We start from the raw sequence: 26,322 nt of genomic DNA, 5'->3' as shown, positions 1-26,322 counted from the left end.
CCGGGCCTGCCCTGGGGCAGGTCGTTCTGCCCGAACCGGGGGTTACCGCAGCGTAGAAACCTACGGATTTCGTTGGCAGCGAACGGACCCCGGCCGTGATCAGAAAATCTGATCACGGCCGGGGTCCGTGTGGAGCTCGGCTGCCAGGCGTCAGCCCAGGTCGCCCGTGGCCGTGCGCTCGGCCAGTCGGACCAGGGTCCGGACGGCGGAGCCGGTGCCGCCCTTGGGGGTGTAGCCGTACGGGGCGCCCTCGTGGAAGGCGGGGCCCGCGATGTCGAGGTGGGCCCAGGTGATGCCCTCGCCGACGAACTCCTGGAGGAAGAGGCCGGCCACCAGGCCGCCGCCCATCCGGACACCCATGTTGGCGATGTCGGCGGTGGGGGAGTCCATGGACTTGCGCAGGTCCTCGGGGAGCGGCATCGGCCAGGAGGCCTCGCCGACCTCTTCGGCGATCTCGTGGATGGAGGTGCGGAAGGCGTCGTCGTTGGCCATGATGCCGAAGGTGCGGTCACCCAGGGCCATCACCATGGCGCCGGTCAGGGTCGCCACGTCGACGATCGCGTCCGGGTTCTCCTCGGAGGCCTTGGTCAGCGCGTCGCCCAGGACCAGACGGCCCTCGGCGTCCGTGTTGAGCACCTCGACCGTCTTGCCGCTGTACATGCGCAGCACGTCGCCGGGCTTGGTGGCCGAGCCCGAGGGCATGTTCTCGGCGAGCGCGAGCCAGCCGGTGACGTTGACCTGGAGGCCGAGCTTGGCGGCCGCGACGACGGAGGCGAAGACGGCGGCGGCGCCGGCCATGTCGCACTTCATCGTCTCGTTGTGGCCGGCCGGCTTCAGGGAGATGCCGCCGGAGTCGTAGGTGATGCCCTTGCCGACGAAGGCGAGGGTCTTCTCCGCCTTGGCGTGGGTGTAGGAGAGCTTCACCAGGCGCGGCGGGTTCTCGGAGCCCTTGCCGACGCCCATGATGCCGCCGTAGCCACCCTTGATCAGGGCCTTCTCGTCCAGGACCTGGACCTTGATGCCGTTCTCCTTCGCGGTCGCACCGGCGACTGCTGCGAAGGCCTCGGGGGTGAGGTCGTTCGGCGGGGTGTTGACCAGGTCACGGGCGATGTTGATCTCGGTCGCGACGATCGTGGCGCGCTCGGCCGCGGCCTTGTGCTCCTTGTCGCGCGGCTTGGCGCCGAGCAGGGCGATCTCGGCGAGCGGCTGCTTCGGGCCGCCGTTCTTGGCGCCGGCCTTCTTCTCGCCGCCCTGGTATGCGGTGAAGGCGTACGCGCCCAGCAGCGCGCCCTCGGCCACGGCCGTCACGGCGGAGGCGTCGTCCAGGGGGAGTGCGAAGGCGGCCTTCTTGGTGCCGTGCAGGGCACGGGCGGCGGCGCCGGCGGCGCGGCGCAGCGCCTCCTCGTCGTAGGACTCGTCCGTGTCGGGAAGGGCGCCCAGCCCGACCGCCAGCACGACCGGGACCTTGAGGCCGTCCGGTGCCGGCAGCTTGGTGGTCTCGCCTTCGGCGCCCGAGGCACCGAGCGCGTCGAGCACGGCGGCGAGCTTGCCGTCGTACGCCTTGTCCACGGCCTCGGCGCCCGCGGCGACGACGGGGCCCTTGGGGCCCTTCGCCACGCCGACGACGAGGGCGTCGGCGCGCAGCGTCGCCGGTCCGGCAGTGCTGAGAGTCAGAGCAGTCACGGTGGTGAATTCTCGCTTCCGTTTTGGTGGTGTGGGCCGAGTGGGTGGACGGCCGTCCGTAGCGATCGTATTCGGGCCCGATGGCCGCCGGAAACGAGCCTACGCGCACGTACTCGTCCGCACGCCACTCGAAGGTTTGGCAAGTTGTTCGATCTAGAGGTCGCCAGGTTCACCCATCTGTGGACTCTGTTCCACGTTTGCCTCTTAGACCTGACGAGGTCCGAAACACTCGGACCACTCTCGCAAGGGGACGCGGGGTTCCTTTGCATCATTTCCACAGAAGCCTCCCCGGTCTGGCCCCATGCCACAGGCCGAAGTCGAGGATCTGCGGGGGGAAAGGCCGAAATGGTCCACAAGAACCGGATGAACAGGCTCGCCGCCGTCTGCCTCGCGGCCGCCATAGCATCCGTCGCAGTACCCGGAGCAGCCGCGCAGGCCGCGGTGACTCCGAGGATCGACCTGCGGGTGCTCGTCGTCGACGACGGCGGGAGCTCGGTCGAGGCGATCACGGCGGAGCTCCGCGACACGGGGGTTCCGTACACCCGCATCGACCTGGGCAGCGGGAGCCGTCCGGTCGTCAACGCGGCGTTCCTCGCCGACACGGTCGACGGCCGGCCGCGCGCCAAGTTCCAGAGCGTGGTGCTGCCGAACGAGGATCCGTTCGGTGCGGGTTCGGCCGAGATGGCCGCACTCGCCGCGTACGAGACGACGTACGGGATCCGCCAGGTCGACGCGTACACCTGGGCGCACCCGGGCGTCGGCCTGGAGTACACCGACAACGGCGGCTACAGCGGGACCCTCGACGGCACCCGGGCCGCCGTCACCCCCGCCGGCAAGGCGGGCCCCTTCGCCTACCTCGGGGGGCAGGTGGACTTCGAGGACAACTCGCCGCTGATCCCCGAGAGCTACGGGTTCATGGCCAAGCCGCGGACGGGCTACACCAGCTACCTCGACGCCCCGGTCGGCTCCGGCCGGGCCTCGCTCGTCGGCGAGTACGCCCACGACGGCCGCAGCGAACTGGTCGTCACCTTCGGCTACAACCAGTACCAGCAGCAATTCCGGCTGCTGGCCCGGGGCATCGTCGAGTGGATGACCCAGGGCGTCCACCTCGGCCAGGAGCGCAACTACTTCGCGGTCCACGTGGACGACGTCTTCGCCCCCGACGCCCGCTGGAACAAAGACCTGAACTGCACCCCCGGCGACTACGCCTGCGCCGGCGGCGAGGGCCAGGAGTCCACGATCCGGATGACGGCCGCCGACGCCGTGTACGCGGCGCAGTGGCAGACGTCCAAGAACTTCAAGCTCGACATGCTCTTCAACGGCGGCGCCGGTGAGGAGTGGAAGGCTTCGAGCGGCGGCGTCGACGCCCTGACCGCCCAGCTCGTCGCCGACCGGGCGAAGTACCGGTGGATGAACCACACCTACACCCACCCGTTCCTCGGCTGCGTCCAGGACACCACCACCATCCCGTGGACCTGTACGAAGAACAGCGCCGGCGCGATCAACTACATGAGCCGCGCCGAGATCTCGGCCCAGATCCGGGACAACAACAACTGGGCCGCCGCCAAGGGCATCACCACCGACCGCACCGAACTGGTCACCGGTGAGCACTCCGGCCTCAAGACCCTCCCGCAGCAGCCCCAGGACAACCCCAACCTGGCCGGCGCGCTCGCCGACAACGGCGTGAAGTGGGCGGGCAGCGACAACTCCCGCGAGTCCGTGCAGCGCCCCGTGGGCGCCGCGCTGACCGTCCCCCGGTACCCGATGAACGTGTACTACAACACGGGCACCAACTCCGAGATGGCCGACGAGTACAACTGGATCTACACCAGCCGGGCCCACGGCGGCAGCGGCATCTGCGAGGACAACCCCGGCACCTCCACCTGCCTGCCGGCCCCGCTGGACGCGAACACCGGCTACCTGGACTACATCGTCCCGGCCGAGGCCAGGACCGCCATGCGGCACGTCCTGAACAACGACCCGCGCCCGCACTACGTGCACCAGTCCAACCTCGCCGAGGACCGCACCCTCTACCCGGTGCTCAACCAGGTCCTCGACACCTACCGCACCCTCTACGCGCCCTCCGCGCCGATCGTGAACCAGAGCATGAAGGACACCGGCGTCGAGCTCCAGCGCCGCGCGGCCTGGAACGCGGCGGTCGCCGCCAACCAGGTCACCGCCTACCGCATCGGCAAGGTCGTCACCGTCAAGGCGCCCTCCGGAGTCGTGGCCCCGGTCACGGCGCCCACCGGCACCAAGAAGCAGCTCCTGCTGGGCACCGCGGACTTCGGCACCGCCTACGCCGGCTCCCGCTCCACTTGGACGGCTCCCGAGCTGCTCCAGAGCGCCGTCACGCTGAACACGCCCTGACGCTCCACCTGCCCTGACCGTCCGGGCACGCACGTAACAAGACAGCCACGCGTACCACCTAGCGCCGGCGCTCCGCGAACCACGGGCGCCGGCCCCTTTTCCGTCCTGGGGGGACACACCGCATGAGCCATGGGCGCCATGTCACCATGCTCACCGAAGGCACCTACCCGCACGTCCACGGGGGCGTCAGCACATGGTGCGACCAACTGGTCCGCGGCATGCCGGAGGTCGACTTCAACGTCATAGCCCTGACCGGCTCCGGACGTGAGCCGGTCACCTGGGAGCTGCCGCGCAACGTCTACCGCCACACCAGCGTCCCCCTCTGGGGCGCCCCGCCGGCCCGCAGACTGCGCTCCGGCCTGCGGGGCAAGACCAAACGCGGTTTCGCCGAAACCTACGAGACCTTCCTCCTCTCCCTGCTCGACCCCGCTCGCGGCGGATTCTCCGAATCGCTGCGCGAGCTGGCCCTGCTGGCCCGCTCCGGGCGGCTCGCCGCGGCCCTGCGCTCCGAATCGGTCCTGCGCCTGCTGATGACCGTCTGGACCCGCCCCGGCCTGGTCACCGCCGCCGCCGAGCCCACCATCCACGACGCGCTCACCGCCACCGACCTGCTGGAACACGCGCTGCGCCCGCTGTCCGTGCGGATCCCGCCCGACAGCGTCGCGCACGCCGTCAGCAGCGGACTGGCCACCCTCCCCGCGCTCGCCGCCAAGTACCTCGACCAGGTGCCCTTCCTCCTCACCGAGCACGGCATCTACCTCCGCGAGCGCTACCTCGGCTACCGCAGCGCCGAACAGCGCTGGCCCGTCAAGGCGCTCATGCTCGGCTTCTACCGCGAGCTCAACACCGAGGGCTACCGGCAGGCCGACCTGATCACCCCGTGCAACCAGTACAACCGCCGCTGGGAGGAGCGCGGGGGCGCCGACTCCGAGCGGATCCGCACCGTCTACAACGGCGTCGACCCGCACGCCTTCCCCGAGGCCGGTCCCGAACCCGAGGTCCCCACCCTCAGTTGGTGCGGCCGCATCGACCCCATCAAGGACCTCGAAACCCTGGTCCGCGCCTACGCGTTCATGCGCGAGGAGCTCCCCGCCCTGCGGCTGCGCCTCTTCGGCCCGGTCCCGGCGGGCTGCGAGGACTACAAGCTCAAGCTGGAGAAGCTCGCCGCCGAACTGGGCGTGAGCGACGGGATCACGTACGAGGGCCGCATCGACGACGTGGCCCGGGCCTACGGAGCCGGATCCATCGTGATGCTCTCCTCCATCAGCGAGGGCTTCCCCTTCTCCATCATCGAGGCCATGTCCTGCGGCCGCACCACCGTCTCCACCGACGTGGGCGGGGTCCGCGAAGCCGTCGGCGACACCGGGCTCGTCGTCCCGCCGCGCGAGCCCGAGACCATGGCCCGCGCCACCCTCGCCCTGCTCCGCGACGACGAACGCCGCGCGGAACTGGGCCGGATGTCCCGCAAGCGCGTGGTGGAGAAGTTCACGCTCCACCAGTCCGTGGACGGCTTCCGCCACATCTACCGCGAGCTCGCCGGCCAGCCCGTCCTGCCCGTCCACGTGGGCGACGAATGGACCCAGCGCCTCGCCGACCCCTGGTACAAGGAACTCGCCGCCGACGGGAGCCTGTGGTGAGCGGATCCCTCTGGCTCAAGCCGCCCGGCCCCGACGGGACCTGGGTGCCCGTCGGCCACGCCGCGGCCGCCGGGCGCGGTACGGCGCCCGCCGCCGACGCGGCCGACGCCCTGCCCGGCATCCCCCGGCCGCGCCGCGAAGGACCGGCCGCCGACCCGATGGACGAACTCGCCGAGCGCCTCGACGTGTTCATCGCCGCCGCCGTCCACCCCGACGAGATCGCCGCCGTCCTGGAATCCGACGGCATGACCGACGAGCACATCCGCCTCGCCTACGGGCGCCAGGACTCCTTCGGCCTCGCCGAGGAGCTCTACGCCCGGGTGCCGCGCTCCTTCCCGGAGCCCGACCGGGTCCCCGACCCCTGGAAGGTGCCCCTCAGCGCCTGCCTCCTGCGCGGGGTGATCTTCGCCCTGCCCGGGCTCGCCTACCTGCTGGGCGCGCCGCTGCTGGACGGCCCCAAGGACCGGCTGGGGCTGCCCGCCGGGACGCTCACCCTGCTCGCCGGGGCGCTCATCGGCTGGGTCTGGGACCAGACCCTGTCCCACCGGGCGTACTCCTGGCTCGGCCTCGGCGACCGGGCCGCCGCAGGGCGGACCCTGCTCGCTGGAGCCCCCGCGGGGGCCCTCCTGGGTACCGCCGCCGCGCTGGCGGTACCCGGCGGGCCCCCCTTCTCCTACGCCTTCGCCGCCGGTCAGGCCCTGTACGTCGGGGCCGCCACCGTGCTGCTCGTCCTCGGACGGGAGCGGCTGCTGCTGGCCGCGCTCGCACCGATGGCCGCCGGGGCTCTGCTCACGCTCCTCGTGGAACTGCCCGTCCCGGTCCGGGTGTTCCTGCTGACGGCCTCCCTCCTGGCCGCCTGCGCCCTGGCCGTACGGGAACTGCCGCTGGCCGACGGCGTACGGGCCCTCGTGCTCCGCGTCCGCGGCTGGACGGAGCGCCGGCCGGGCGAACGGGGTCCGGTGCGCTGGCAGATGCTGCGCGGCGCCGAGGAGGAGTACGGGCCGCGCGGACCCCGGCTCGGGGACTCCGTCCCGTACGGGGTGTTCGGCCTGGGCACCGGCCTGCTCGTGCTGTACGCCGCCCTGGGGGAGGTGCTCGCCGGCGGCCCCGCCGAGGCGGTCGCGGCCCCCTCGGCGGTGGCGCTCACCCTCAGCATGGGCCCCGCCGAATGGCTGCTCCACCGGTTCCGCAGCGGCAGCCTCGCCGGGCTGCGCGCGGCCCGCTCGCCCCGGCAGTTCTGGCTGCGGATGCTCTCCACCCTGGCCCGGTGCCTCGCCACCTACCTGGCGGTGCTGCTGGCCCTCGGCCTCACCGGAACCCTGCTCTGGCCCGGCGCGCCCGGCCTGACCGGGCTCCGCGTCGCCACCCTGCTGCTGCTCGGCGCCGTGATGTGGACCGGGCTGCTCCTGCAGTCCTTCGGGGCGGTCCGGCCCGCCGCGGTGGTCTGCGCCTCGGCCGCCGTCGCGCAGAGCCTGGCCCTGCTCCTGGGGCTGGGCCAGCCGCGCGCCGTACAACTGGCCGTCGCCGGAGCCGCGGCGCTCGCCCTGGGCACCCTGGTCTGCCTGCTCCTCGGCCGCGCCACGGCCCACCGCTGACTTCCGCCCCTCATCGCCGATGCACGTGAACCCGTACGAGAAGAAGGACCTCATGCTCCTGGTGCCCCTCTACGAGCACCCCGCCGACCGCCCCGAGTACTGGGAGCGGCTCATCCGCTCCGCGGGCCGGCTGCACTCCGTGGTGCTCAACCCCGCCAGCGGGCCGGGCGAAGCCCCCGACGAACGGTTCGCCGCCGTCGCGGAAAGGCTGCGCGGGGCCGGGGTGCCCGTCCTGGGGTACGCCGACACCGACTACGGGCGGCGCCCGCACGCCGCCGTGGTCCAGGACCTGCTGCGCCACCGCGACTGGTACGGCACCGACGGGACCTTCCTGGACCAGGCGGCGGCCGGCCCGGAGTTCCTGCCGCACTACCGGCGGCTCGGCGTCGCGGCGCGGGCCGCCGGGGCCCGTACCGTCGTCCTCAACCACGGAGTGCACCCGCACCCGGGCTACGCCGAACTCGCCGACCTGCTCGTCACCTTCGAGGGGCCCTGGGACGCCTACCGGGACGCGGCCGCCGTTCCCCCGTGGACCGCGGACCACCCCGCCCACCGGTTCTGCCACCTCGTCTACGCCGTCCCGCCGGGCGCCCCGGCCGCCGAACTCGCCGAGCGACTGGCGGCCCAGCGGGGGGCGGGGGTGCACTGCGCGGTCCCGGGGACCGGCGCGCACCCGTGGGGGACCCTGCCGTACGCCTTGGAGGCCGCCGGATGAGACGCCCGCCCACCCGCCCGGCGGGCCGCCGCCTGCTGCTGGTCCTCGTTCCCCTGCTGTTGCTCGCGGCCTGCACTTCCGGACCGGACGCGGACGAGGGCGAGGAAGCCCGGCCCGACGACCTCTCGCCCGCCCCGGCGCCGGGGGAGCGCTGGCAGCCGGCCCCCGGGGTCAGCTGGCAGTGGCAGATCACCGGGAAGCTCGACACCTCGGTGAAGGCGGCGGTCTACGACATCGACGGGTTCACCACCACCAAGGAGCAGGTCGCCGAGCTGAAGGCGGCCGGCCGGCGGACCATCTGCTACCTCTCCACCGGCGCTTGGGAGGACTTCCGGCCGGACGCCGGGGCCTTCCCGCCGTCGATGCGCGGAGAGGGCAACGGCTGGGAGGGCGAGCGCTGGCTCGACATCCGGCGGCTCGCGGAACTGGAACCGCTGATCGCCAAGCGGTTCGACATGTGCCGGGACAAGGGCTTCGACGCGGTGGAGCCGGACAACATGGACGCCTACCGCAACAGGTCGGGCTTCCCGCTCACCGCCGGCGACCAGCTGAACTACAACCGGCTGATCGTGCGCCTCGCGCACGACCGGGGGCTGTCGGTCGGTCTGAAGAACGACCTGGACCAGATCCCGGAGCTGGTGGGGGACTTCGACTTCGCGGTCAACGAGCAGTGCGCCCAGTACGACGAATGCGAACGGCTGACCCCGTTCATCGCGGCGGGCAAGGCGGTCTTCCACGTGGAGTACGAACTCCCGGCGAGCCGGTTCTGCGCGGCCTCGCGCGAGCTGAAGCTCAGCTCGCTGGAGAAGAAGTACGACCTCGGCGCCTGGCGGAAGGCCTGCTGAGCTCCGGCCGCCGGGGGCAGGGCCGGGCCGCTCAGCCCGCCGGGAGGATCGCGTGCACCCGGTAGCCGCCCCCGAAGCGGGGCCCCGCGAAGCAGGAGCCGCCCAGGGCCACGGCTCGCTCGCGCATGCCGAGCAGGCCGTGCCCGCCGCCGGGGTCGCGGGGCTCCGGCGAGGGATCCGGCGCGCAGCCGCCGTCGTCCAGCACGGTGACCTCCACCGAGCCGCCCACCCGCACCACGCTGACCTCGGCACCGGCCCCCGGACCCGCGTGCTTGCGGACGTTGGTCAGCGCCTCCTGGATCACCCGGTAGGCCGCCAGGTCCACGGCGGCGGGCAGGGGGACCGCGGCGGCCGGGCCCAGCTGGACCATCACCTTCACCGGGAGCCCGGCGTGCCGGAAGGTGTCCACCAGGTCGTCGAGGACGGCCAGGCCGGGCGCCGGTTCGGTCGGCGCCTCCGGGTCGCCGGACTGCCGCAGCAGTCCGACGGTCGCCCGCAGCTCGTTCAGGGCCGACCGGCTGGCGTCCCGTACGTGGGCCAGGGCCTCCTTGGCCTGGTCCGGACGCTTGTCCATGACGTGCGCGGCCACCCCCGCCTGCACGTTGACCAGGGCGATGTGATGGGCCACCACGTCGTGGAGGTCCCGGGCGATCCGCAACCGCTCCTCGGCGACCCGGCGCCGGGCTTCCTCCTCGCGGGTCCGCTCGGCGCGCTCGGCCCGCTCCTGGATGGCGTCGATGAACGCCCGCCGGCTGCGCACCGCGTCCCCGGCGGCCGCGGCCATGCCGGTCCAGGCGAAGATGCCGAGGTTCTCCTGCGCGTACCAGGGCAGGGGGCCGGCCAGCATGGCCACGCCCGTCAGCCCGGCCATGGTGAGCAGACCGAGCTTCCAGGTGGTGGGCCGGTCGGTGCGGGAGGCCACCGTGTACAGGGCGATCACCGTGCACATGGCGACGGGCGCCCGCGGCTCCCCGGTGGTCAGTTCCAGCAGCGAGAGCCCGATGGTCACGGCCAGCACCGAGCGCGGCCGCCGGCGCCGCAGCACCAGGGCGCCCGCGCCGAGCACCATGAGGACGAGCGAGAACGGCTCGGGGGTGCGGGTCCCGAAGGTCGGCCCGTGCTCCCCGTGCGGGTCGGCGAAGGATCCGACGACCATGGCGACGAGCGCCCCGAGCGCCAGTGCGGCGTCGGTGGCCAGCGGATGGTCCCGCATCCACTGCCGCGTGGGGGCGAGCGGCCCGAGGTGTGTCGTCACCCCGATACGGTACGGCCCCGCGCGCGTTCATCAGACCCGGGGCGGCGGGACGGGAGGCGTCCCGGGCGGGGCCGGGGGCGGAGCCGCGGCCGGGGGCCGCCCGAGCGGGGCGCGGGAACGCTCCGGTCCCCACTTGGCGCGGACCAGGCAGATCAGCATCACCGAGGCGATGGCGGCCAGGTGTTCCTTGCCCGCCAGGTTGTCCTTGAAGAGCAGCTCGCCGATCATCACCAGGATCACGACCGAGCCGGTCAGGTAGGCCCGGTAGCGCCAGCAGACGTAGACGGCGAGGCCGACCACCGCCGCCGAGGGCCCCGTGTCGTTGACGATCTTGTCCGACACGGGCAGGCCGAAGGGGTGGTCCGGACCGAGCGAGAGCCCGATCCGCGCGTACGTGGTCCCGGCCAGGGTGGCCACGTAGCCGATGACCAGCGTGCGCCACCAGCCGATGCAGATCTCCGAGATCCCGAAGACGAGCAGGATCTGCGCGAGCGCACCCCACACCGGCAGGTCCAGCGCCGGGACGAACAGCGACAGCGGGGTCCGCAGCAGGGCCAGCCAGAGCGGGTCGACGGCTTTGACCGACCCGAGGTCCTGCACCGGCTGGAAGCCCCATGACGTCTGCTGCACGATCTGGAAGACGGCGGTCAGGCAGACCGCGCCGAGGGTCATCGGGATCGCCCGCCACGTGTCGCGGACGAGCGCATCCCGGACCGTCCGGTACAGGGGCCCCCACTCGCGGCGGGCGAACCGCCGCAGTGAGGCAGTGGTCAACGCTTGCTCTCCAGATGTCTGCGGTGCATCCACTTCGGCAGCCCGGGTGCTTCCAGGAAGCCCTCGGCCCGGCCCGCGGCGATCCCGATCCGCAGCAGGTCCGAACTCTTCTCGAAGAGCATGAACCGCGGTTCCCAGATCGGCCGGTATTTGGCGTTGGCCCGGTAGAGGGACTCGATCTGCCACCAGCGCGAGAAGAAGCTCAGCAGCGAACGCCACAGGCGCAGCACCGGACCGGCGCCGAGCTTCGACCCGCGCTCGAAGACGGACCGGAACATCGCGAAGTTCAGCGAGACCTGTGCGACCCCGATCTCCTTTGACCGCTCCAGGAGTTCGATGACCATGAACTCCATCAGACCGTTCTCGGAATCCCGGTCACGGCGCATCAGGTCCAGCGACAGACCCTTGGGTCCCCAGGGGACGAAGGACAGCACGGCGCGCAGCTCGCCCTCGCCGTCGAAGCACTCCAGCATCACGCACTGGCCGTCGTCGGGATCGCCCAGCCGGCCCAGTGCCATGGAGAAGCCGCGCTCGGTCGCGCCGTCGCGCCAGTCGTCGGCGCGCAGCAGGAGCACGTCCATCTCCTCGGCCGGGATGTCGGCGTGGCGGCGGATGCGGACGGTGTACCCGGCGCGCTTGACGCGGTTGTACGCCTGGCGGACGGTGCGCATGGCGCGGCCCTCCAGGGTGAACTCGTCGGTCTCGACGATGGCCTCGTCGCCCAGCTCCAGCGCGTCCAGTCCGTGCCGGGCGTAGATCTGCCCGGCCTCCTCGCTCGCGCCCATCACGGCGGGCACCCAGCCGTGCTCGCGGGCCTCGGCCAGCCAGGGCTCGATGGCGCCGGGCCAGGCTTCGGGGTCGCCGATCGGGTCGCCGGAGGCCAGGGAGACCCCGCCGACGACGCGGTAGGTGACCGCGGCCTTGCCGGTGGGGGACCAGATGACGGACTTCTCGCGGCGCAGCGCGAAGTAGCCCAGCGAGTCGCGGTCGCCGTGCCGGGCGAGCAGCAGGCGCAGCTTCTCCTCGTCCTCCTCGCCGAGCGGGTCCACGGCGCGGCGCGAGCGGAAGGCCGCGAACAGGACGGCGAGCAGCAGCAGCGTGGACATGACGTTGATCGTCACGTCCACCCAGCCCGGGGTGGTGATCGCGTTGTACGCCTTGTCGTCCGGTGCCAGGGTGACCAGCCGCATCACGCCGTACCGCCAGCGGGCCAGGAACGTGGCGTCCGCGGCGTCCGGGTCGGTGTTGGTCGCGCCGACGAGCAGGGCGGCGACCAGCGAGGTCACCAGCAGGCCGACGGAGGCGACCAGGCTGGCCAGCAGCGGGTTGGAGCGGTCGCCCTTGGCGTAGAACTCCCGGCGGCCCAGCAGCAGGGCGCCGACGAAGAGCGCGGTCAGCCCGAAGGCCACCCAGTTCTGCGGGTGGACGCGGAACTCCGGGTAGCAGAACTCGTACGAGCCTCCCGAGCACGGGGTGAAGGAGGCGACGGCGGCCATCGCGAAGGCCGCCAGCAGCAGCCCGCTGAGCACGAGGTTCAGGATCCAGGCCGCGCGCTTGCGGCGGCCCATGGTGACGGTGAGCAGCAGCGAGAACGCCGCGGAGGCGAAGCCCGCCGTGAGCAGGTACGGGGTGTAGAAATCGGCGGTGCTGTGCCGGCGCAGGTCCTGGCCGAGCGAGAACCACACCGCGCTGAGCAGGTTGACGAAGGTGACGGCGCGCAAGTACCACACCGCGAAGGTGGCGCTGCGCCGGGAGCGGACGCTTCCGCGGCCGTTCTCCCGGCCGGGCGATGCGGCTCCCTGGCCGTTTCCCTGGACGTTCGCCGGGGTGTTGGCCTGGGCGTTCCCCCGCCCGCCCCCCGGATTGTTTCTGCCGTTCGGGTCCCCACCGGTTCCTCGGTCGGTCTTCCGATCGGTCTCTGCGCTGGTCAAACGGACCTCTCCCATAAAAAGCGATGATATGGGGCATCGCGGTCCGTGCTGGGGTCCCTGAGGGCCGCGGCCTGGTCAGGACCGCGGGCCCCGGTGACTCATTCGGTGGGTTCTACCGCCCGCTCGGGAAGTTCCGCCGCGAGTGCGGCGGCCGCCTGGACGAGGGGAAGAGCCAGCAGCGCCCCGGTTCCTTCTCCCACAGTGACGCCGTGGTCGAGCACGGGGTTGAGTGCCATCCGGTCCAGTGCCTTCGCCTGGCCGGGCTCCCCGCTGGCCTGTCCGGCCAGCCACCAGTCCGGGGCCCGGAAAGCGGCCCGCTGGGCCACCAGCCCGCAGGCCGCCGAGACGACCCCGTCGAGGATCACGGGGGTGCGGCGCACCGCGCACTGGAGCAGGAAGCCGGTGATCGCCGCGACATCGGCGCCGCCGACGGTGGCGAGCAGCGCGACTTGATCCCCGAGGACGGGCCGGGCGCGTCGCAGCGCGTCGCGGATCGCCGCGCACTTGCGCATCCAGGTCAGGTCGTCGATCGGCATGCCGCCGCGGCCGGTGACCACGGAGGCGTCGGTGCCGCACAGGGCGGCGACGAGGGTCGCGGCGACGGTGGTCCCGCCGACGCTCAGGTCGCCGAGGACGACCAGGTCGGTCCCGGAGTCGGCTTCCTCGTCGGCGATCTGGATGCCGAGGAGCAGTGCGGCCTCGGCCTCCTCGGTCGTCAGCGCGTCCTCCACGTCGATCCGGCCGCTGCCGCGCCGGACGCGGTGCTTGGTGATCTCCTGGGGCAGCAGGTCGAGATGACAGTCCAGGCCGGCATCGACGATCCGTACGGAGGCGCCGAGCCGCCCGGCCAGGATCGACACCGGGCTCCGGCCGTCCAGGACGGCCCGTACCAGCTCGTGGGCGCTGCCGGCGGGACGTACGGAGACCCCCTCGGAGGCCACCCCGTGGTCGGCGGCGAACAGCACGACGCGCGGCCGCTCGATCGGCTTGACCGGCACCCGCCCCTGGGCGGCGGCGAGCCACTCGGCGAGTTCGTCGAGCCGCCCCAGCGACCCGACCGGCACGGCCAGCCGTTCACGGCGTTCCTCGGCGTCACGCCGGACGCCCCCGTCGGGGCGCTCGATCAGATCGGAGAAGTCGTCGAGATTCAGCGTGGTCATTTGCCAGAGGGTACAGCGGCCCTCCGCGGTGCCCGAACGGTCCGAGCGCCGCGTTCCGTTGCCGGTGCCCGCGGCTACTGCTTCAGGACCAGGGCCTGCCCCGCCACCACGAGGAGGACGTGCTCGCACTCCCCGGCGACCCCCGCGTTCAGCCGCCCCAGCTCGTCGCGGAACCGGCGCCCCGACGCCGTCGCGGGGACCACGCCCGAACCGACCTCGTTGCTGACCAGCACCACCGGCCTGCGGGTCGCACGGACGGCGGCCACGAGCGATGCGGTCCGTTCCCGCAGCTCCGCGGCGCCCTTGTCCGCCCACACCGCGTCGTCCCAGGCGCCGGCCCGGTCCATGGCGTCCGTGAGCCACAGCGCCAGGCAGTCGATGAGCAGCGCCGGCCCCTCCTGCGCCAGCAGCGGCACCAGATCGCAGGTCTCCACCGTCCGCCAGGACGCGGCCCTGCGCTCGCGGTGGAGCCCGACCCGCGCCGCCCATTCCGCGTCGCCCTCGCGCGTACCGCCCGTGGCCACGTAGACGACCTCCGGGTAGCCGGTCAGTCGGCGCTCGGCCTCGTACGACTTGCCGGACCGGGCTCCGCCCAGGACCAGGGTCCGCCGCGGCACCTCGGGCGCCGGGCGGTACTCCCCGGCCGCCACCGTGGTCCCGTCCGCCACCGTCCGCGCGCCCGCGGCGGCGCACCGGCGCTCCAGTTCCGCGCCCGGCGGGGTGTCGTGGTCCAGGTGGACGGCGATCACGTCCGTCGCCGGGCCCACCGCCCCGCTGGCCCGCAGGCGCGCCAGCGCCTCCGGCCGGCCGAGCACGTCCGCGAGGACCACGTCGTACGGGCGCCGCCCGCTGGTGCCCGAGGTCCCGGCCGGGGCGCCGCCCGGCGGCAGGTACAGCATCCGGGCACCGTCCGGCCCGGTCACCTCGTACCCGGTGCCCGGCGCGTCCATCGGCACGGCCCGCACCCGGTGCCCGGAGATCACCGCGAGCTCCCGTCCGTCCGGCACCCGCCCGGCCGCCGGCAGCCCCGGCGGCAGCTCGACGGCGGGGCCGTCGTGCGGGTGGGTCAACAGGACCTGCCGTACGGCGGCCAGCGAATGCCCCGCCCGGGCGCCCGCGAGCACCGCCCCGGGGGTCAGGTCCAGCAGCAGCGCCCCGTCCACGAGCACGGAGGTGGCGGCGCGCGCCCGGGGCCCCACGGAGAGCGCGCACGCGGCGCAGGGACAGCCGGGGCGGGGCAGTCCTTCGGGTGTGCCGGTGCCGAGCAGAGTGAGTTCCACAGGATGATCCTCCCGCGTCGCCGGGACTGCTGCGCGCCCGGTTAGTCTGCGGGCACACTCAAGGCGAGAAGCGTGTGAGAAGCGGACGAGCAACGGAGGCGGACATGGCGTGGACGTGGCGGTTCGAGACGGCCGACGGCAGTGAGACGAGCCCGTCGGTGGTGCCGGAGGAGTTCACCACGCAGGGGGACGCCGAATCCTGGATCGGCGAGTACTGGAAGGACCTGCTGGAGGGCGGTACCGAACAGGTGAAGCTGTCCGACGACAACGGGGTCCAGCTCTACACGATGAGCCTGCGCGAGGCCGCGGAACTCTGACCGGCATCGCCCGCCGACCTGCCGCGGCAGGGTACGCGAGAGCCCGGACCCCCTCAGGGGGTCCGGGCTCTGCCGTGCAAAGGGGGGCGGGCGCTCAGCCCCGTACGCCGCACAGGTGCAGCAGCGCGGCGACCCCGCGGTAGGGGTCGGTCCGCCCGGCGCGGTCCTCGGCGGCGAGCAGCCGCTCCAGTTCCGCGTCGGCGGGGAGCTTGTCCGCGGCCTCGGTGCCGTCGGTGAAGACGCGCACCCCGTACCAGGTCTGCAGCGGGGCGCCGATCCCCGACAGGGTCGCGGTCAGCGTGGTCAGCCGGTCGGCGCGCACGTCCAGGCCCAGCCGGTTCGTGTAGTCGACGCCGTCGAAGGCCGCCAGTGCGCCCGTCCAGTCACCGTGCAGGCCCGGCCGCATGGCGAGGGCGTCGCCGTTGCGCACCAGCAGGGACAGCAGCCCGCCGGGGGCCAGCATCCGGGCGAGCCCGGCGAGCATGGCGTCCGGCTCGGGCACGTACATGAGGACGCCGTGGCAGAGCACGACGTCGAAGCTGCCCGGCAGGAAGTGCGCGCCGGTCTCCCGGCCGTCGCCCTCCATGAGGCGGACGCGGTCCCGGATCCCGGGGGGCTCGGCGGCCAGCACCTCACGGGCGACGGCCAGCATGGCCGGATCCTGCTCCAGCCCGGTCACTATGTGCCCGGCGCGGGCCAGGCGCAGCGCCTGGGTGCCCTGGCCCATGCCGACGTCGAGGACGCGCAGCCGCTGCCCCACGGGGAAGCGGTGCGCGATCTGCTCGTCGACCTGACGGCCGACGAGCTCTTGGCGCACCGCGTTGCGCAGCCCGCCCAGGCCTTCCAGCCAAAGCCGGGCCCCGTCCGCGAAGCCACCCCCGCCGAACGCTCCGGGCGTCCCTGGGCTCAGGGCCGTTCCCCGCGCTTGACCTGCGGCTTCGGCAGACGCAGCCGGCGCATCTGGAGGGTGCGCATCAGGCCGTACGCGACGGCGCCGCGCTTGGGCTCGTCCGGGAAGCGCTGGTTCAGGGCCTTGCGCAGGCGGATGAACATGCCGACGGAGTCGACGATGATCAGCGCGATCACGCCGAGCCACAGCAGGAGCGCGATGTTCTGGATGGACGGCACCCGCACCATGCTCAGCACCAGGATGATCACGGCCAGCGGCAGGAACATCTCGGCGACGGAGAAGCGGGAGTCCACGAAGTCGCGGACGTACCGGCGCACGGGACCCTTGTCGCGGTTGGGCAGATAACGCTCGTCGCCATTGGCGAGGGCCTCGCGCTGCTTGGTCATCTCGACCCGGCGGCGCTCACGAGCTCGCTTGGCATCCTCCTTGCGGTTGCCGGTCGAGGCCACCACGGCCTTGCGCTGCGACTGGGCCACAGCACGCTTCGGCGTCGGGCGGCCCTTCGGGGCCTGAGGGTCACGGGACTGCGAGAGGTCGGCGCTCACCTTGTCGGTGGCGGCGTCCTTCTCTTCCTTGGAGGATCGGCTACCAAACACAAAACCCAAGGGTACGTGGTTGTGGCCACGGGCCCCATCCCGGCGGGGAACGATCCGGCAACGGCGGGCGTCCTACCTGAGGGAAGCACCTACTCCTTACGCCTGACACGGCGGACGAGCAGTCGTCCTGGAGGAGGAGCGCATCCCCGCTCGAACAGTGCGGTAATAGAGGCAGGGCCCGTACTGTGGGTCTTGTTGGTGACCTGGAGCACAGTCCGTCTAGAAGGGGGCGCGCGAAGCCCATGAGCGGTGTCATGAAGCGTATGGGGATGATCTTCCGCGCGAAGGCGAACAAGGCCCTGGACCGGGCCGAGGACCCGCGCGAGACCCTCGACTACTCGTACCAGAAGCAGCTCGAGCTGCTTCAGAAGGTGCGCCGCGGCGTTGCCGACGTGGCGACCTCCCGCAAGCGGCTGGAGCTGCAGCTCAACCAGCTCCAGGGCCAGTCCAGCAAGCTGGAGGACCAGGGCCGCAAGGCGCTGGCCCTGGGCCGCGAGGACCTGGCCCGTGAGGCCCTGTCCCGCCGCGCATCGCTGCAGCAGCAGGTCAGCGACCTGGAGGTGCAGCACCAGACCCTGCAGGGCGAGGAGGAGAAGCTGACCCTCGCCGCGCAGCGGCTCCAGGCCAAGGTGGACGCCTTCCGTACGAAGAAGGAGACCATCAAGGCCACGTACACGGCCGCCCAGGCGCAGACGCGGATCGCCGAGTCCTTCTCCGGCATCTCCGAGGAGATGAGCGACGTCGGCCTCGCCATCCAGCGTGCCGAGGACAAGACGGCGCAGCTCCAGGCCCGCGCCGGCGCGATCGACGAGCTGCTCGCCTCCGGCGCGCTCGACGACCGGAGCGGCCTCGGCTCCAAGGACGACATTCAGGCCGAGCTCGACCGCCTCTCCGGCGGGACGGACGTGGAGCTGGAGCTCCAGCGCATGAAGGCCGAGCTGGCGGGCGGCCCCTCCGCCCAGCAGTCGGCCATCGAGGGCGGCGCCCCGGGCGCCGGCCAGCAGTCGCAGACCCAGCACCGGTTCGACAAGCAGTAGGACGGGGCCCGTCATGATTGTCCGCATCATGGGGGAAGGTCAGGTGGAGCTGGCGGACAGCCACTTCACCGAGCTCAACAAGTTGGACGACGAACTGCTCGCGGAGATGGAGAGCGGCGACGAGGAGGGCTTCCGGCGCACGCTGGGCGAGCTGCTCGAAGCCGTACGGCGGCTCGGCGAGCCGCTGCCCGACGAGGCGCTGGAGCCGTCCGAGTTGATCCTGCCCGGCCCCGATGCCTCACTGGACGAGGTGCGGGAGATGCTCAGCGACGACGGGCTGATCCCGGGCTGAGACGTGAAGGAAGGGCCCACCCCCATCGGGGTGGGCCCTTCCTTCGTTCCGGCCGCGTCAGTGCTTCTCGCTCTTGGAGACCCTCCGCTCCGGGTCCGGGGTCCCGCCGATGAAGTTCTCGAAGCGGCGCCGCGGCGAGGCCCACCGCCGGTCGTGGTGGAAGGCGCGCAGCTGGGCCTTGGCACGGGCCTTCGGCCGGTTCGCGTAGAACTTCTTCGCATACGGGGAACCGGGCCGGGCGAGGCGGATCGACCCGATCAGCGCGACGAAGGGGATGACCGTGCCGAAGAACGCGGTGCGCGGTTTGCCCTTCCACAGGGCGATCAGGGCGAGGAAGAAATTGGTCGCCGTGTTCATGGCGACCAGGCCGCGGTTGTGCCGCTCGTCGTCGGTGAGGTCGTTGACCCCGAACGGCAGGAAGCCGCCCAGCACCAGCGCCACGATCGCCGCCGTCAGGACCACGATCTCCACGCTCTTGCGGCCCTGCTCGCTCCAGTAGACGTCGTCCAGGTGCAGGATCAGCGCGAACTCGTCCAGCACCAGGCCCGCGCCCAGCCCGAAGATCACGGCAGACAGGCCCGCCCCGAAGCTGTGCCGGGCGCTCCCGATCGCCCCGAAGCCGCCGATGATCACGAGGATCACCCCCGGGACCACGTGGTGGATGTGCATCCCGCCCGGGGTGACGTTCTTGAAGGGCCCCCGCCCCGCCCGGATCATCCGGGTGATCACGCGGGTGACCAGGAAGGACAGGACGAAGGAGACCAGCGCGAGGAGCAGTGGGAGCTTCCCCGGCTCCACGATGTTGCGATACCACCAGTGACCCATGCCACCACCTCCCGATTTGGGGTGTATTGGGTAACTTACCGGTCCGGTCGAGCAGGTAGCGTTCGCGCCGATGACAGATTCGTACGACGGCCCGTCCCCGACGCCACCCCCGGAGCGCGCCTCGCTGCTCGACGGGGTCCGCTTCGCCTTCGGCACGCTCACCGTGCTGCCCACCCGCATCACCCGCTGGGACCGTCCCGCCGCCCGCACCGGCATGGCCTGCGCCCCGCTCGCCGGGCTCGTCGTGGGGCTCCTCGCGGCCGCGCCCGGCGTGCTCCTCCTGGTCTGCGGCGGCGGGCCGCTGCTCGCCGCGGCCGTCACCGTCGCCGTGCCGGCGGCCCTGACCCGCGCCCTGCACCTGGACGGCCTCGCCGACACGGTGGACGGACTGGGCAGCGCCAAGCCGGCGGACGCCGCGCTGCGCATCATGAAGCAGTCCGACATCGGCCCCTTCGGCGTGGTGGCGCTGGTGTTCGTGCTGCTGGTCCAGGTCGCGGCCCTGGCGAACGTGTACGCCGACAGCTGGATCCGGGGCGCCCTGGCCGCCGTGCTCGCCGCCGTCACCGCCCGGCTCGCCATGACCCTGGCCTCCCGCGACGGGGTCCCCGCAGCCCGGCCCGAGGGACTGGGCGCGGCCGTCGCCGGAGTCGTCCCGCGCGAGGCGGCCGTCGCCGTCGCCGGGCTCGTGGTGGTCCTGGCCGCCGCCGCCGCGCTGCCGCTGGGCCTGCCTGCCGCCGCGCAGCACGCGGTGGCGGTCCTGGCCGCCCTGCTGGCGGCCGAGGCCCTGCTCCGCCGCTGCGTGCGCCGCTTCGACGGGGTCACCGGTGACGTGTTCGGAGCCCTGGCCGAGGTCTCGGCGACGACGGCCCTGGTGGTACTGGCCCTGGGCTAGGGCCTGTCGTCAAGCTCCCTGTCTTGGGCCGTCCCTTCCGGATCTTGCCGGGCCCCCGCCGCGCGGGGCGACGTAGGGTCAGGGCGTGGAAAAGACCCCGAACCAGGACCCGACGCCCATCCGGGTGCTCCTCGCCGACGACCAGGCCCTGCTGCGCAGCGCGTTCAAGGTGCTCGTCGACTCCGAGGCCGACATGTGCGTCGTCGGGGAGGCCTCCGACGGGGCGCAGGCCTTCGAGATGGCGCGCACGGTCCGGCCCGACGTCGTGCTCATGGACATCCGGATGCCCGGCACCGACGGCCTCGCCGCCACCCGGCTGATCAGCGCCGACCCCGAACTGACAGGCGTGCGCGTGGTGATGCTGACGACCTTCGAGGTGGACGAGTACGTGGCGGCGGCCCTGCGGGCGGGCGCCTCCGGGTTCCTCGGCAAGGGCGCCGAGCCCGAGGAACTGCTCAACGCCATCCGCGTCGCGGCCGCCGGCGACGCGCTGCTCTCCCCGGCCGCCACCAAGGGGCTCATCGCCACCTTCCTCGCGCAGGGCGGCGGCGCCGGGGACACCCCCGCCGGGGGCGCCGCCCACGTACAGCGCCTGGCCGCGCTGACCGGACGCGAGCGCGAGGTCCTCGTCCTCGTGGCCGCGGGCCTGTCCAACGACGAGATCGCCCGCCGGCTGGAAGTCAGCCCGCTCACCGTCAAGACCCACGTGAACCGGGCCATGTCCAAGCTCGGTGCCCGCGACAGGGCGCAATTGGTGGTCATCGCGTACGAATCGGGACTGGTCCGGCCCAGGGCCGAGTAGATCGGAGGCGTCCGGAGCGGTCCGGAGTAGTCCCGCCTACTGCGGACGCGGTATGCCCCGGATAAGGACGAGACCTGGGGGCGACGTCGGCGTGCCCGTGTGCACGAGAGGCTGAAGGGCCCCGCGCGTGCCCGAAGGCACGGCTGCCCGTCATGCCTCGAAGACGTCACCGCGTCCCTGCAGAGAGATCCCCATAGCCATGTTCCGGCTGTCCCGCTTCAGCCTCGCCCAAAGGGCGCTGATCGGCCTCGTGTCGCTCGTCGCGCTCCTCTTCGGCGCCATTGCCATCCCACAGCTCAAGCAGCAGCTGCTGCCCTCCATCGACCTGCCGATGGTGTCCGTGCTCGCGCCGTACCAGGGCGCCTCGCCCGACGTGGTGGAGAAGCAGGTCGTCGAACCGATCGAAGCCATGCTCAAGGGCGTCGACGGCATCACCGGCATCACGTCCACCGCCAGCGAGGGCAACGCCCTGATCATGGCGACCTTCGACTACGGCGACGACGGCACCAAGCAGCTCGTCGCCGACGTCCAGCAGGCCGTCAACCGGGCCCGCGTACGGCTGCCCGCCGAGGTGGACCCGCAGGTGATCGCCGGTTCCACCGACGACATGCCGACCGTGGTCCTCGCCGTCACCTCCGACAAGGACCAGCAGGCGCTGGCCGACCAGCTGAACAAGTCCGTGGTCCCCGCTCTGGAGGACATCGCGGGCGTCGGCCAGGTCACCGTCGACGGGGTCCGGGACCTCCAGGTCACCGTCACCCCCGACGACGCCAAGCTCGCCGCCGCCGGCCTCGACGGCGCGGCCCTGGCCCAGGGCCTCCAGGCGGGCGGCGCCACCGTCCCCGCAGGCTCCTTCGACGAGGCGGGCAAGAACCGCACCGTGCGCGTCGGTTCGGGCTACACCTCGCTCGCCCAGCTGGAGGACCTGCGCCTCACCGCCGGACCGGGCAAGCCCGCCGTCCGCCTCGGCGACTTGGCGAGCGTGAAGCAGGAGCCGGCCAAGGCCGACTCCCTCACCCGCACCAACGGCAAGCCCAGCCTCGCCCTCGTCCTCACCATGGACAAGGACGGCAGCGCCGTCGCCATCTCGGACGCGGTCAAGGACAAAATGCCCGAGCTCCGCTCCACCCTCGGCTCCGGCGCCGACCTGACCGTGGTCAGCGACCAGGGCCCGGCCGTCGCCAAGTCCATCTCGGGCCTGACCACCGAGGGCCTGCTCGGCCTGGCCTTCGCGGTCATCGTGATCCTGGTCTTCCTCGGCTCGCTGCGCTCGACGCTGGTCACCGCGGTCTCCATCCCGCTGTCCGTCGTCCTCGCGCTGATCGTGCTGTGGACCCGCGACCTCTCCCTCAACATGCTGACGCTGGGCGCGCTCACCATCGCCATCGGCCGGGTCGTCGACGACTCGATCGTGGTCCTGGAGAACATCAAGCGCCACCTCGGCTACGGCGAGGAGCGCCGGAGCGCGATCATCACCGCGGTCAAGGAGGTGGCCGGCGCGGTCACCTCCTCCACGCTCACCACCGTCGCCGTCTTCCTGCCGATCGCTTTCGTCGGCGGCATGGTCGGCCAGTTCTTCGGCCCGTTCTCCATCACCGTCACCGCGGCCCTGCTGGCCTCGCTGCTCGTCTCCCTGACGGTCGTGCCGGTGCTCTCGTACTGGTTCCTGCGCGCGCCGAAGGGCGTCAGCGAAGGGGACGCCGCGAGCATCGAGAAGGCCCGCCGCGAAGCCGAGGAGAAGGAGTCCCGCAGCAAGCTCCAGCAGTTCTACGTACGGGCGCTGGGCCTGGTCACCCGCCGCCGGATCTCCACCCTGGTGGTCGCCGTCGTGGTGTTCGTCGCGACGCTGGGCATGACCCCGCTGCTCAAGACGAACTTCTTCGACCAGGGCGAGCAGGAAGTCCTGAGCATCAAGCAGCAGTTGCCGCCCGGCACCTCGCTGGCCGCCGCCGACGAGGCGAGCCGCAAGGTCGAGAAGGTCTTGGACGGGACGGACGGGGTCAAGGACTACCAGGTCACCGTCGGTTCCTCCGGCTTCATGGCCGCCTTCGGCGGCGGTACGGGCTCCAACCAGGCCTCGTACCAGGTCACGCTGGAGGACTCGGGGAAGACCGAGTCCGCCAAGAAGCACATCGAGACGGCCCTCAAGGGGCTCGACGGCGTGGGCGAGACCACCATCGCGGCCGGCGACGGCTTCGGCAGCCAGAACCTCAGCGTCGTCGTCAAGGCGGGCGACGGGGCCGTCCTGGCCCAGGCCGCCGAGCAGGTCCGCGCCGAGGTGGCGAAGATCGAGGACGTCACCGACGTCCAGAGCGACCTGTCCCAGTCCGTACCCCGGATCTCGGTCACCGCCACCCCCAAGGCGGCGGAATTCGGCCTGAACCAGGCGGCGCTCGGCGCCATCGTCGGCCAGGCCGTACGCGGCAACCCGGCGGGCAAGGCCGTACTGGACGACACCGAGCGGGACATCGTCATCAAGTCCGCGCAGCCGGCCACCACCCTGGCCCAGCTGCAGGCGCTGCCCGTCGGCCCGGTCAGGCTCGGCGACATCGCCGAGGTCAAGGAGGTCCCCGGCCCCGTCGCGATGACCCGGATCGACGGCGCCCGCGCCGCGACCATCAGCGCGAAGCCGGTCGGCGACAACACCGGCGCCGTCAGCTCCACCCTGCAGTCGAAGATCAAGGCCCTGGACCTGCCCGAGGGCGCCACGGCCACCATCGGCGGCGTCGGACAGGACCAGAGCGAGGCCTTCGGCCAGCTGGGCCTGGCCATGCTCGCGGCCATCGCGATCGTGTTCATGCTGCTCGTCGCGACGTTCCGCTCGCTCGTCCAGCCGCTGATCCTGCTGGTCTCCATCCCGTTCGCCGCTACCGGCGCGCTCGGACTGCTCCTGGTCACCGGCACCCCGCTCGGCGTCCCGGCGCTGATCGGCATGCTGATGCTCATCGGCATCGTCGTGACCAACGCGATCGTCCTGATCGACCTGGTCAACCAGTACCGGGCCCAGGGCTACGGCGTGATCGAGGCGGTCGTCGAGGGCGGCCGCCACCGTCTGCGCCCGATCCTGATGACGGCACTGGCGACGATCTTCGCTCTGCTCCCGATGGCGCTGGGCGTCACCGGGGAGGGCGGCTTCATCTCGCAGCCGCTCGCGGTGGTCGTCATCGGCGGCCTCATCAGCTCCACCCTGCTGACCCTGCTCCTGGTGCCGACCCTCTACACGATGCTGGAGCTCCGCAAGGAGCGCCGCAGCGCGAAGAAGAGGGCCCGCCTGACCGTGGTCCCGGCCCCGGCCGCTCCGGCGGAGGACGAGAGCCCGGTCAAGGTCTGAGGACCGAGGTCCGTACGGACGCACACGCCGAAGGGCCGCCCCTCACAGGAGGGGCGGCCCTTCGGTCGTCGTGCTGCCGGACCGGGCTACGGAAGCGCGAGCATCCGCTCCAGGGCGAGCTTGGCGAAGCTCTCGGTCTCCTTGTCGACCTGGATCTGGTTGACGAGGTTGCCCTCGGCCAGGGACTCCAGGGTCCACACCAGGTGGGGGAGGTCGATGCGGTTCATCGTCGAGCAGAAGCAGACCGTCTTGTCGAGGAAGACGACCTCCTTGTCCTCCGCGGCGAATCGGTTCGCCAGACGCTGGACGAGGTTCAGCTCGGTACCGATGGCCCACTTGGAGCCGGCCGGGGCCGCCTCCAGCGCCTTGATGATGTATTCGGTGGAGCCGACGTAGTCCGCGGCCGCCACGACCTCGTGCTTGCACTCCGGGTGGACCAGGACGTTCACGCCGGGGATGCGGGCGCGCACGTCGTTGACCGAGTCGACCGAGAAGCGGCCGTGCACCGAGCAGTGACCGCGCCACAGGATCATCTTGGCGTTGCGCAGCTGCTCGACGGTCAGGCCGCCGTTCGGCTTGTGCGGGTTGTACAGCACGCAGTCGTCGAGGGACATGCCCATGTCGCGGACGGCGGTGTTGCGGCCCAGGTGCTGGTCCGGGAGGAACAGGATCTTCTCGCCCTGCTCGAACGCCCACTCCAGGGCCTTCTTGGCGTTGGACGAGGTGCAGATCGTGCCGCCGTGCTTGCCGGTGAAGGCCTTGATGTCGGCCGAGGAGTTCATGTACGAGACGGGGACCGTGACTCCGGCGATGCCGGCCTCGGTCAGCACGTCCCAGCACTCCGCGACCTGCTCGGCGGTGGCCATGTCGGCCATCGAGCAACCCGCGGCCAGGTCCGGCAGGACCACCTTCTGGTCGTCCGAGGTGAGGATGTCCGCGGACTCGGCCATGAAGTGGACGCCGCAGAAGACGATGTACTCGGCCTCCGGCTTGGCGGCCGCGTCCTTGGCGAGCTTGAAGGAGTCACCGGTGACGTCGGCGAACTCGATGACCTCGTCACGCTGGTAGTGGTGGCCGAGGATGAAGACCTTGTCCCCGAGCCTCTCCTTGGCGGCGCGGGCGCGCGCCACGAGGTCCGGGTCCGACGGCGAGGGCAGGTCGCCGGGGCACTCCACCCCGCGCTCGCTCTTGGGGTCGGCTTCGCGGCCGAGCAGCAGCAAGGCAAGGGGCGTCGGCTGGACGTCCAAGGGCTGGTTGTCCAAAGGCTGGGCGGTGGTCACGACACGCACCCTTTCTGTTCTTCGACAAGGGACTTCTGAAGCCACTCTGAAGCCTTCGCTTCGACTTCTCGTCTATTTGACGCTATCTATCATAACTGCTTCACGTCACTTTGACGATGCCGATAGTGTCGATGTGACGAATTCGCCCGCCGGTCGCGGCTGCCTCGCGGGACCCCCCACCGCGCGGCGGTGTGCGAGCATGGAATTTCTGAAACACGCGTCGGGTCCCGGAATGAATCCGCGGTCCCGCTCGTTGCCACCGACGGCAAGAGTCCGACGTTTCCCCGCTCCCGGCGGGGAGCCGCCCACTTCGGGAGTGAATGCAGATGTCCGTACAGGACGAAAAGACCACCGTGAGCGACGGCATCCTCCTGTCCGACGCCGCCGCCGAAAAGGTCAGGACCCTCCTGGAGCAGGAAGGCCGCGATGACCTGGCGCTGCGCGTCGCCGTCCAGCCCGGCGGCTGCTCCGGCCTGCGCTACCAGCTCTTCTTCGACGAGCGCTCCCTCGACGGCGACGTCGTGAAGGACTTCGACGGTGTGAAGGTCGTCACCGACCGGATGAGCTCCCCGTACCTGCACGGCGCGTCGATCGACTTCGTCGACACCATCGAGAAGCAGGGCTTCACGATCGACAACCCGAACGCCACGGGCTCCTGCGCCTGCGGCGACTCCTTCAACTAAGCCCTGAAGGGCCTGGCGGCCCGACTGGGCTCGTAGGGCACACGAGAGGGGCCCCGCCCCCGCCGGCCGCGGGGCGGGCCCCCGGCCCCCGCCCCGCGCCGACAAGCAGGGG

The 26,322-nt window shown here is 72.0% G+C and carries 22 protein-coding genes; 12 read left to right on the top strand and 10 right to left on the bottom strand.

The window, feature by feature from the left end:
- Positions 1-150: 150 nt before the first annotated feature.
- A complete protein-coding gene (locus tag ACFVX6_RS26830) occupies positions 151-1,683 on the bottom strand; it encodes a leucyl aminopeptidase (RefSeq protein ID WP_389695597.1) in 1,533 nt (510 codons plus the stop codon).
- A 345-nt stretch (positions 1,684-2,028) separates the two neighbouring features.
- On the opposite strand from ACFVX6_RS26830, the gene ACFVX6_RS26825 reads away from it, so the two are divergent.
- The 5 genes from ACFVX6_RS26825 (at position 2,029) to ACFVX6_RS26805 (ending at position 8,845) form a co-directional block, all read left to right on the top strand.
- Positions 2,029-4,053, top strand: coding sequence for a hypothetical protein (locus tag ACFVX6_RS26825; protein WP_389695595.1), 2,025 nt, complete (start codon positions 2,029-2,031; stop codon positions 4,051-4,053).
- A 122-nt stretch (positions 4,054-4,175) separates the two neighbouring features.
- Positions 4,176-5,690, top strand: a complete 1,515-nt coding sequence (gene pelF, locus ACFVX6_RS26820; protein ID WP_389695593.1) for a GT4 family glycosyltransferase PelF — start codon at positions 4,176-4,178, stop codon at positions 5,688-5,690.
- Complete coding sequence (locus tag ACFVX6_RS26815) at positions 5,687-7,285, top strand: hypothetical protein (protein ID WP_389695591.1); 1,599 nt, start codon at positions 5,687-5,689, stop codon at positions 7,283-7,285. Before pelF ends, ACFVX6_RS26815 begins: the two co-directional genes overlap by 4 nt.
- 19 nt (positions 7,286-7,304) lie before the next feature.
- Positions 7,305-8,000 carry a spherulation-specific family 4 protein gene (locus ACFVX6_RS26810; RefSeq protein ID WP_389695589.1) on the top strand — a complete coding sequence of 232 codons (696 nt, stop codon included), beginning with the start codon at positions 7,305-7,307 and terminating at the stop codon, positions 7,998-8,000.
- Complete coding sequence (locus ACFVX6_RS26805) at positions 7,997-8,845, top strand: endo alpha-1,4 polygalactosaminidase (protein ID WP_389695587.1); 849 nt, start codon at positions 7,997-7,999, stop codon at positions 8,843-8,845. Before ACFVX6_RS26810 ends, ACFVX6_RS26805 begins: the two co-directional genes overlap by 4 nt.
- 31 nt (positions 8,846-8,876) lie before the next feature.
- Here the strand turns inward: ACFVX6_RS26805 and ACFVX6_RS26800 are convergent, their stop codons facing one another.
- The 5 genes from ACFVX6_RS26800 to ACFVX6_RS26780 all read right to left on the bottom strand — a co-directional run bounded on the left by ACFVX6_RS26800 (position 8,877) and on the right by ACFVX6_RS26780 (position 15,245).
- Positions 8,877-10,058 (bottom strand): sensor histidine kinase, encoded by a 1,182-nt coding sequence (locus ACFVX6_RS26800; RefSeq protein WP_389695657.1) that lies wholly within the window; start codon positions 10,056-10,058, stop codon positions 8,877-8,879.
- Positions 10,059-10,130: 72 nt separating this feature from the next.
- Entirely contained in the window at positions 10,131-10,874 is a 744-nt protein-coding gene (locus ACFVX6_RS26795; protein WP_351441906.1) for a hypothetical protein, read from the bottom strand.
- Positions 10,871-12,604, bottom strand: a complete 1,734-nt coding sequence (locus ACFVX6_RS26790) for a phosphatidylglycerol lysyltransferase domain-containing protein (RefSeq protein WP_389695655.1) — start codon at positions 12,602-12,604, stop codon at positions 10,871-10,873. Before ACFVX6_RS26790 ends, ACFVX6_RS26795 begins: the two co-directional genes overlap by 4 nt.
- Positions 12,605-12,903: 299 nt before the next feature.
- A complete protein-coding gene (gene cobT, locus ACFVX6_RS26785) occupies positions 12,904-13,965 on the bottom strand; it encodes a nicotinate-nucleotide--dimethylbenzimidazole phosphoribosyltransferase (RefSeq protein WP_389695585.1) in 1,062 nt (353 codons plus the stop codon).
- A gap of 74 nt (positions 13,966-14,039) precedes the next feature.
- Positions 14,040-15,245: a bifunctional adenosylcobinamide kinase/adenosylcobinamide-phosphate guanylyltransferase gene (locus tag ACFVX6_RS26780; protein ID WP_389695583.1), complete on the bottom strand. Its 1,206-nt coding sequence runs from the start codon at positions 15,243-15,245 to the stop codon at positions 14,040-14,042.
- A gap of 104 nt (positions 15,246-15,349) precedes the next feature.
- Between ACFVX6_RS26780 and ACFVX6_RS26775 the strand changes: the two genes are divergently transcribed.
- Positions 15,350-15,562: a hypothetical protein gene (locus ACFVX6_RS26775; protein ID WP_250742535.1), complete on the top strand. Its 213-nt coding sequence runs from the start codon at positions 15,350-15,352 to the stop codon at positions 15,560-15,562.
- A gap of 94 nt (positions 15,563-15,656) precedes the next feature.
- Here ACFVX6_RS26775 and ACFVX6_RS26770 read toward each other — a convergent pair whose 3' ends face one another.
- Both ACFVX6_RS26770 and ACFVX6_RS26765 read right to left on the bottom strand, forming a co-directional pair.
- On the bottom strand, positions 15,657-16,379 hold the full coding sequence (locus ACFVX6_RS26770) for a class I SAM-dependent methyltransferase (protein WP_389695581.1): 723 nt from the start codon (positions 16,377-16,379) through the stop codon (positions 15,657-15,659).
- An 89-nt stretch (positions 16,380-16,468) separates the two neighbouring features.
- Positions 16,469-17,077 (bottom strand): DUF3043 domain-containing protein, encoded by a 609-nt coding sequence (locus tag ACFVX6_RS26765; RefSeq protein ID WP_389695579.1) that lies wholly within the window; start codon positions 17,075-17,077, stop codon positions 16,469-16,471.
- Between the two features lie 233 nt (positions 17,078-17,310).
- Here ACFVX6_RS26765 and ACFVX6_RS26760 point away from each other — a divergent pair, with 233 nt between their 5' ends.
- Positions 17,311-18,105 (top strand): PspA/IM30 family protein, encoded by a 795-nt coding sequence (locus ACFVX6_RS26760; RefSeq protein ID WP_389695577.1) that lies wholly within the window; start codon positions 17,311-17,313, stop codon positions 18,103-18,105.
- Between the two features lie 13 nt (positions 18,106-18,118).
- Positions 18,119-18,397 (top strand): hypothetical protein, encoded by a 279-nt coding sequence (locus tag ACFVX6_RS26755; RefSeq protein ID WP_389695575.1) that lies wholly within the window; start codon positions 18,119-18,121, stop codon positions 18,395-18,397.
- Between the two features lie 57 nt (positions 18,398-18,454).
- Here the strand turns inward: ACFVX6_RS26755 and ACFVX6_RS26750 are convergent, their stop codons facing one another.
- The gene (locus ACFVX6_RS26750; RefSeq protein WP_389695573.1) at positions 18,455-19,222 is read right to left on the bottom strand and encodes a hypothetical protein; all 768 of its coding nucleotides are present in this window, start codon (positions 19,220-19,222) and stop codon (positions 18,455-18,457) included.
- A 70-nt stretch (positions 19,223-19,292) separates the two neighbouring features.
- On the opposite strand from ACFVX6_RS26750, the gene ACFVX6_RS26745 reads away from it, so the two are divergent.
- From ACFVX6_RS26745 to ACFVX6_RS26735, 3 genes are all read left to right on the top strand, one after another.
- Positions 19,293-20,114 (top strand): adenosylcobinamide-GDP ribazoletransferase, encoded by an 822-nt coding sequence (locus tag ACFVX6_RS26745; RefSeq protein WP_389695571.1) that lies wholly within the window; start codon positions 19,293-19,295, stop codon positions 20,112-20,114.
- An 85-nt stretch (positions 20,115-20,199) separates the two neighbouring features.
- Positions 20,200-20,916, top strand: coding sequence for a response regulator (locus ACFVX6_RS26740; RefSeq protein ID WP_389695569.1), 717 nt, complete (start codon positions 20,200-20,202; stop codon positions 20,914-20,916).
- A 199-nt stretch (positions 20,917-21,115) separates the two neighbouring features.
- Positions 21,116-24,247, top strand: a complete 3,132-nt coding sequence (locus ACFVX6_RS26735) for an efflux RND transporter permease subunit (RefSeq protein ID WP_389695567.1) — start codon at positions 21,116-21,118, stop codon at positions 24,245-24,247.
- 86 nt (positions 24,248-24,333) lie between these two features.
- Here the strand turns inward: ACFVX6_RS26735 and nadA are convergent, their stop codons facing one another.
- On the bottom strand, positions 24,334-25,536 hold the full coding sequence (gene nadA, locus ACFVX6_RS26730) for a quinolinate synthase NadA (protein ID WP_389695565.1): 1,203 nt from the start codon (positions 25,534-25,536) through the stop codon (positions 24,334-24,336).
- Between the two features lie 317 nt (positions 25,537-25,853).
- On the opposite strand from nadA, the gene erpA reads away from it, so the two are divergent.
- Positions 25,854-26,210, top strand: a complete 357-nt coding sequence (gene erpA / locus ACFVX6_RS26725; protein ID WP_243330017.1) for an iron-sulfur cluster insertion protein ErpA — start codon at positions 25,854-25,856, stop codon at positions 26,208-26,210.
- Positions 26,211-26,322: the final 112 nt, after the last annotated feature.

It is taken from the genome of Streptomyces sp. NPDC058289 (assembly GCF_042880975.1).
GTDB classification, from domain to species: Bacteria; Actinomycetota; Actinomycetes; order Streptomycetales; family Streptomycetaceae; genus Streptomyces; species Streptomyces stoeckheimensis.
Note: the sequence above shows the minus strand (reverse complement) of the source record. Positions and strands in the feature narration are given on the sequence as shown.

What these genes read in the sequence shown, in the direction of transcription:
- ACFVX6_RS26825 (WP_389695595.1), top strand. Translation starts at nt 2,029, where the DNA reads ATGGTCCACAAGAACCGGATGAACAGGCTCGCCGCCGTCTGCCTCGCG.
- pelF (WP_389695593.1), top strand. Translation starts at nt 4,176, where the DNA reads ATGAGCCATGGGCGCCATGTCACCATGCTCACCGAAGGCACCTACCCG.
- ACFVX6_RS26810 (WP_389695589.1), top strand. Translation starts at nt 7,305, where the DNA reads ATGCACGTGAACCCGTACGAGAAGAAGGACCTCATGCTCCTGGTGCCC.
- ACFVX6_RS26805 (WP_389695587.1), top strand. Translation starts at nt 7,997, where the DNA reads ATGAGACGCCCGCCCACCCGCCCGGCGGGCCGCCGCCTGCTGCTGGTC.
- ACFVX6_RS26800 (WP_389695657.1), bottom strand. Translation starts at nt 10,058, where the DNA reads ATGCGGGACCATCCGCTGGCCACCGACGCCGCACTGGCGCTCGGGGCG.
- cobT (WP_389695585.1), bottom strand. Translation starts at nt 13,965, where the DNA reads ATGACCACGCTGAATCTCGACGACTTCTCCGATCTGATCGAGCGCCCC.
- ACFVX6_RS26775 (WP_250742535.1), top strand. Translation starts at nt 15,350, where the DNA reads ATGGCGTGGACGTGGCGGTTCGAGACGGCCGACGGCAGTGAGACGAGC.
- ACFVX6_RS26760 (WP_389695577.1), top strand. Translation starts at nt 17,311, where the DNA reads ATGAGCGGTGTCATGAAGCGTATGGGGATGATCTTCCGCGCGAAGGCG.
- ACFVX6_RS26755 (WP_389695575.1), top strand. Translation starts at nt 18,119, where the DNA reads ATGATTGTCCGCATCATGGGGGAAGGTCAGGTGGAGCTGGCGGACAGC.
- ACFVX6_RS26750 (WP_389695573.1), bottom strand. Translation starts at nt 19,222, where the DNA reads ATGGGTCACTGGTGGTATCGCAACATCGTGGAGCCGGGGAAGCTCCCA.
- ACFVX6_RS26745 (WP_389695571.1), top strand. Translation starts at nt 19,293, where the DNA reads ATGACAGATTCGTACGACGGCCCGTCCCCGACGCCACCCCCGGAGCGC.
- ACFVX6_RS26735 (WP_389695567.1), top strand. Translation starts at nt 21,116, where the DNA reads ATGTTCCGGCTGTCCCGCTTCAGCCTCGCCCAAAGGGCGCTGATCGGC.
- erpA (WP_243330017.1), top strand. Translation starts at nt 25,854, where the DNA reads ATGTCCGTACAGGACGAAAAGACCACCGTGAGCGACGGCATCCTCCTG.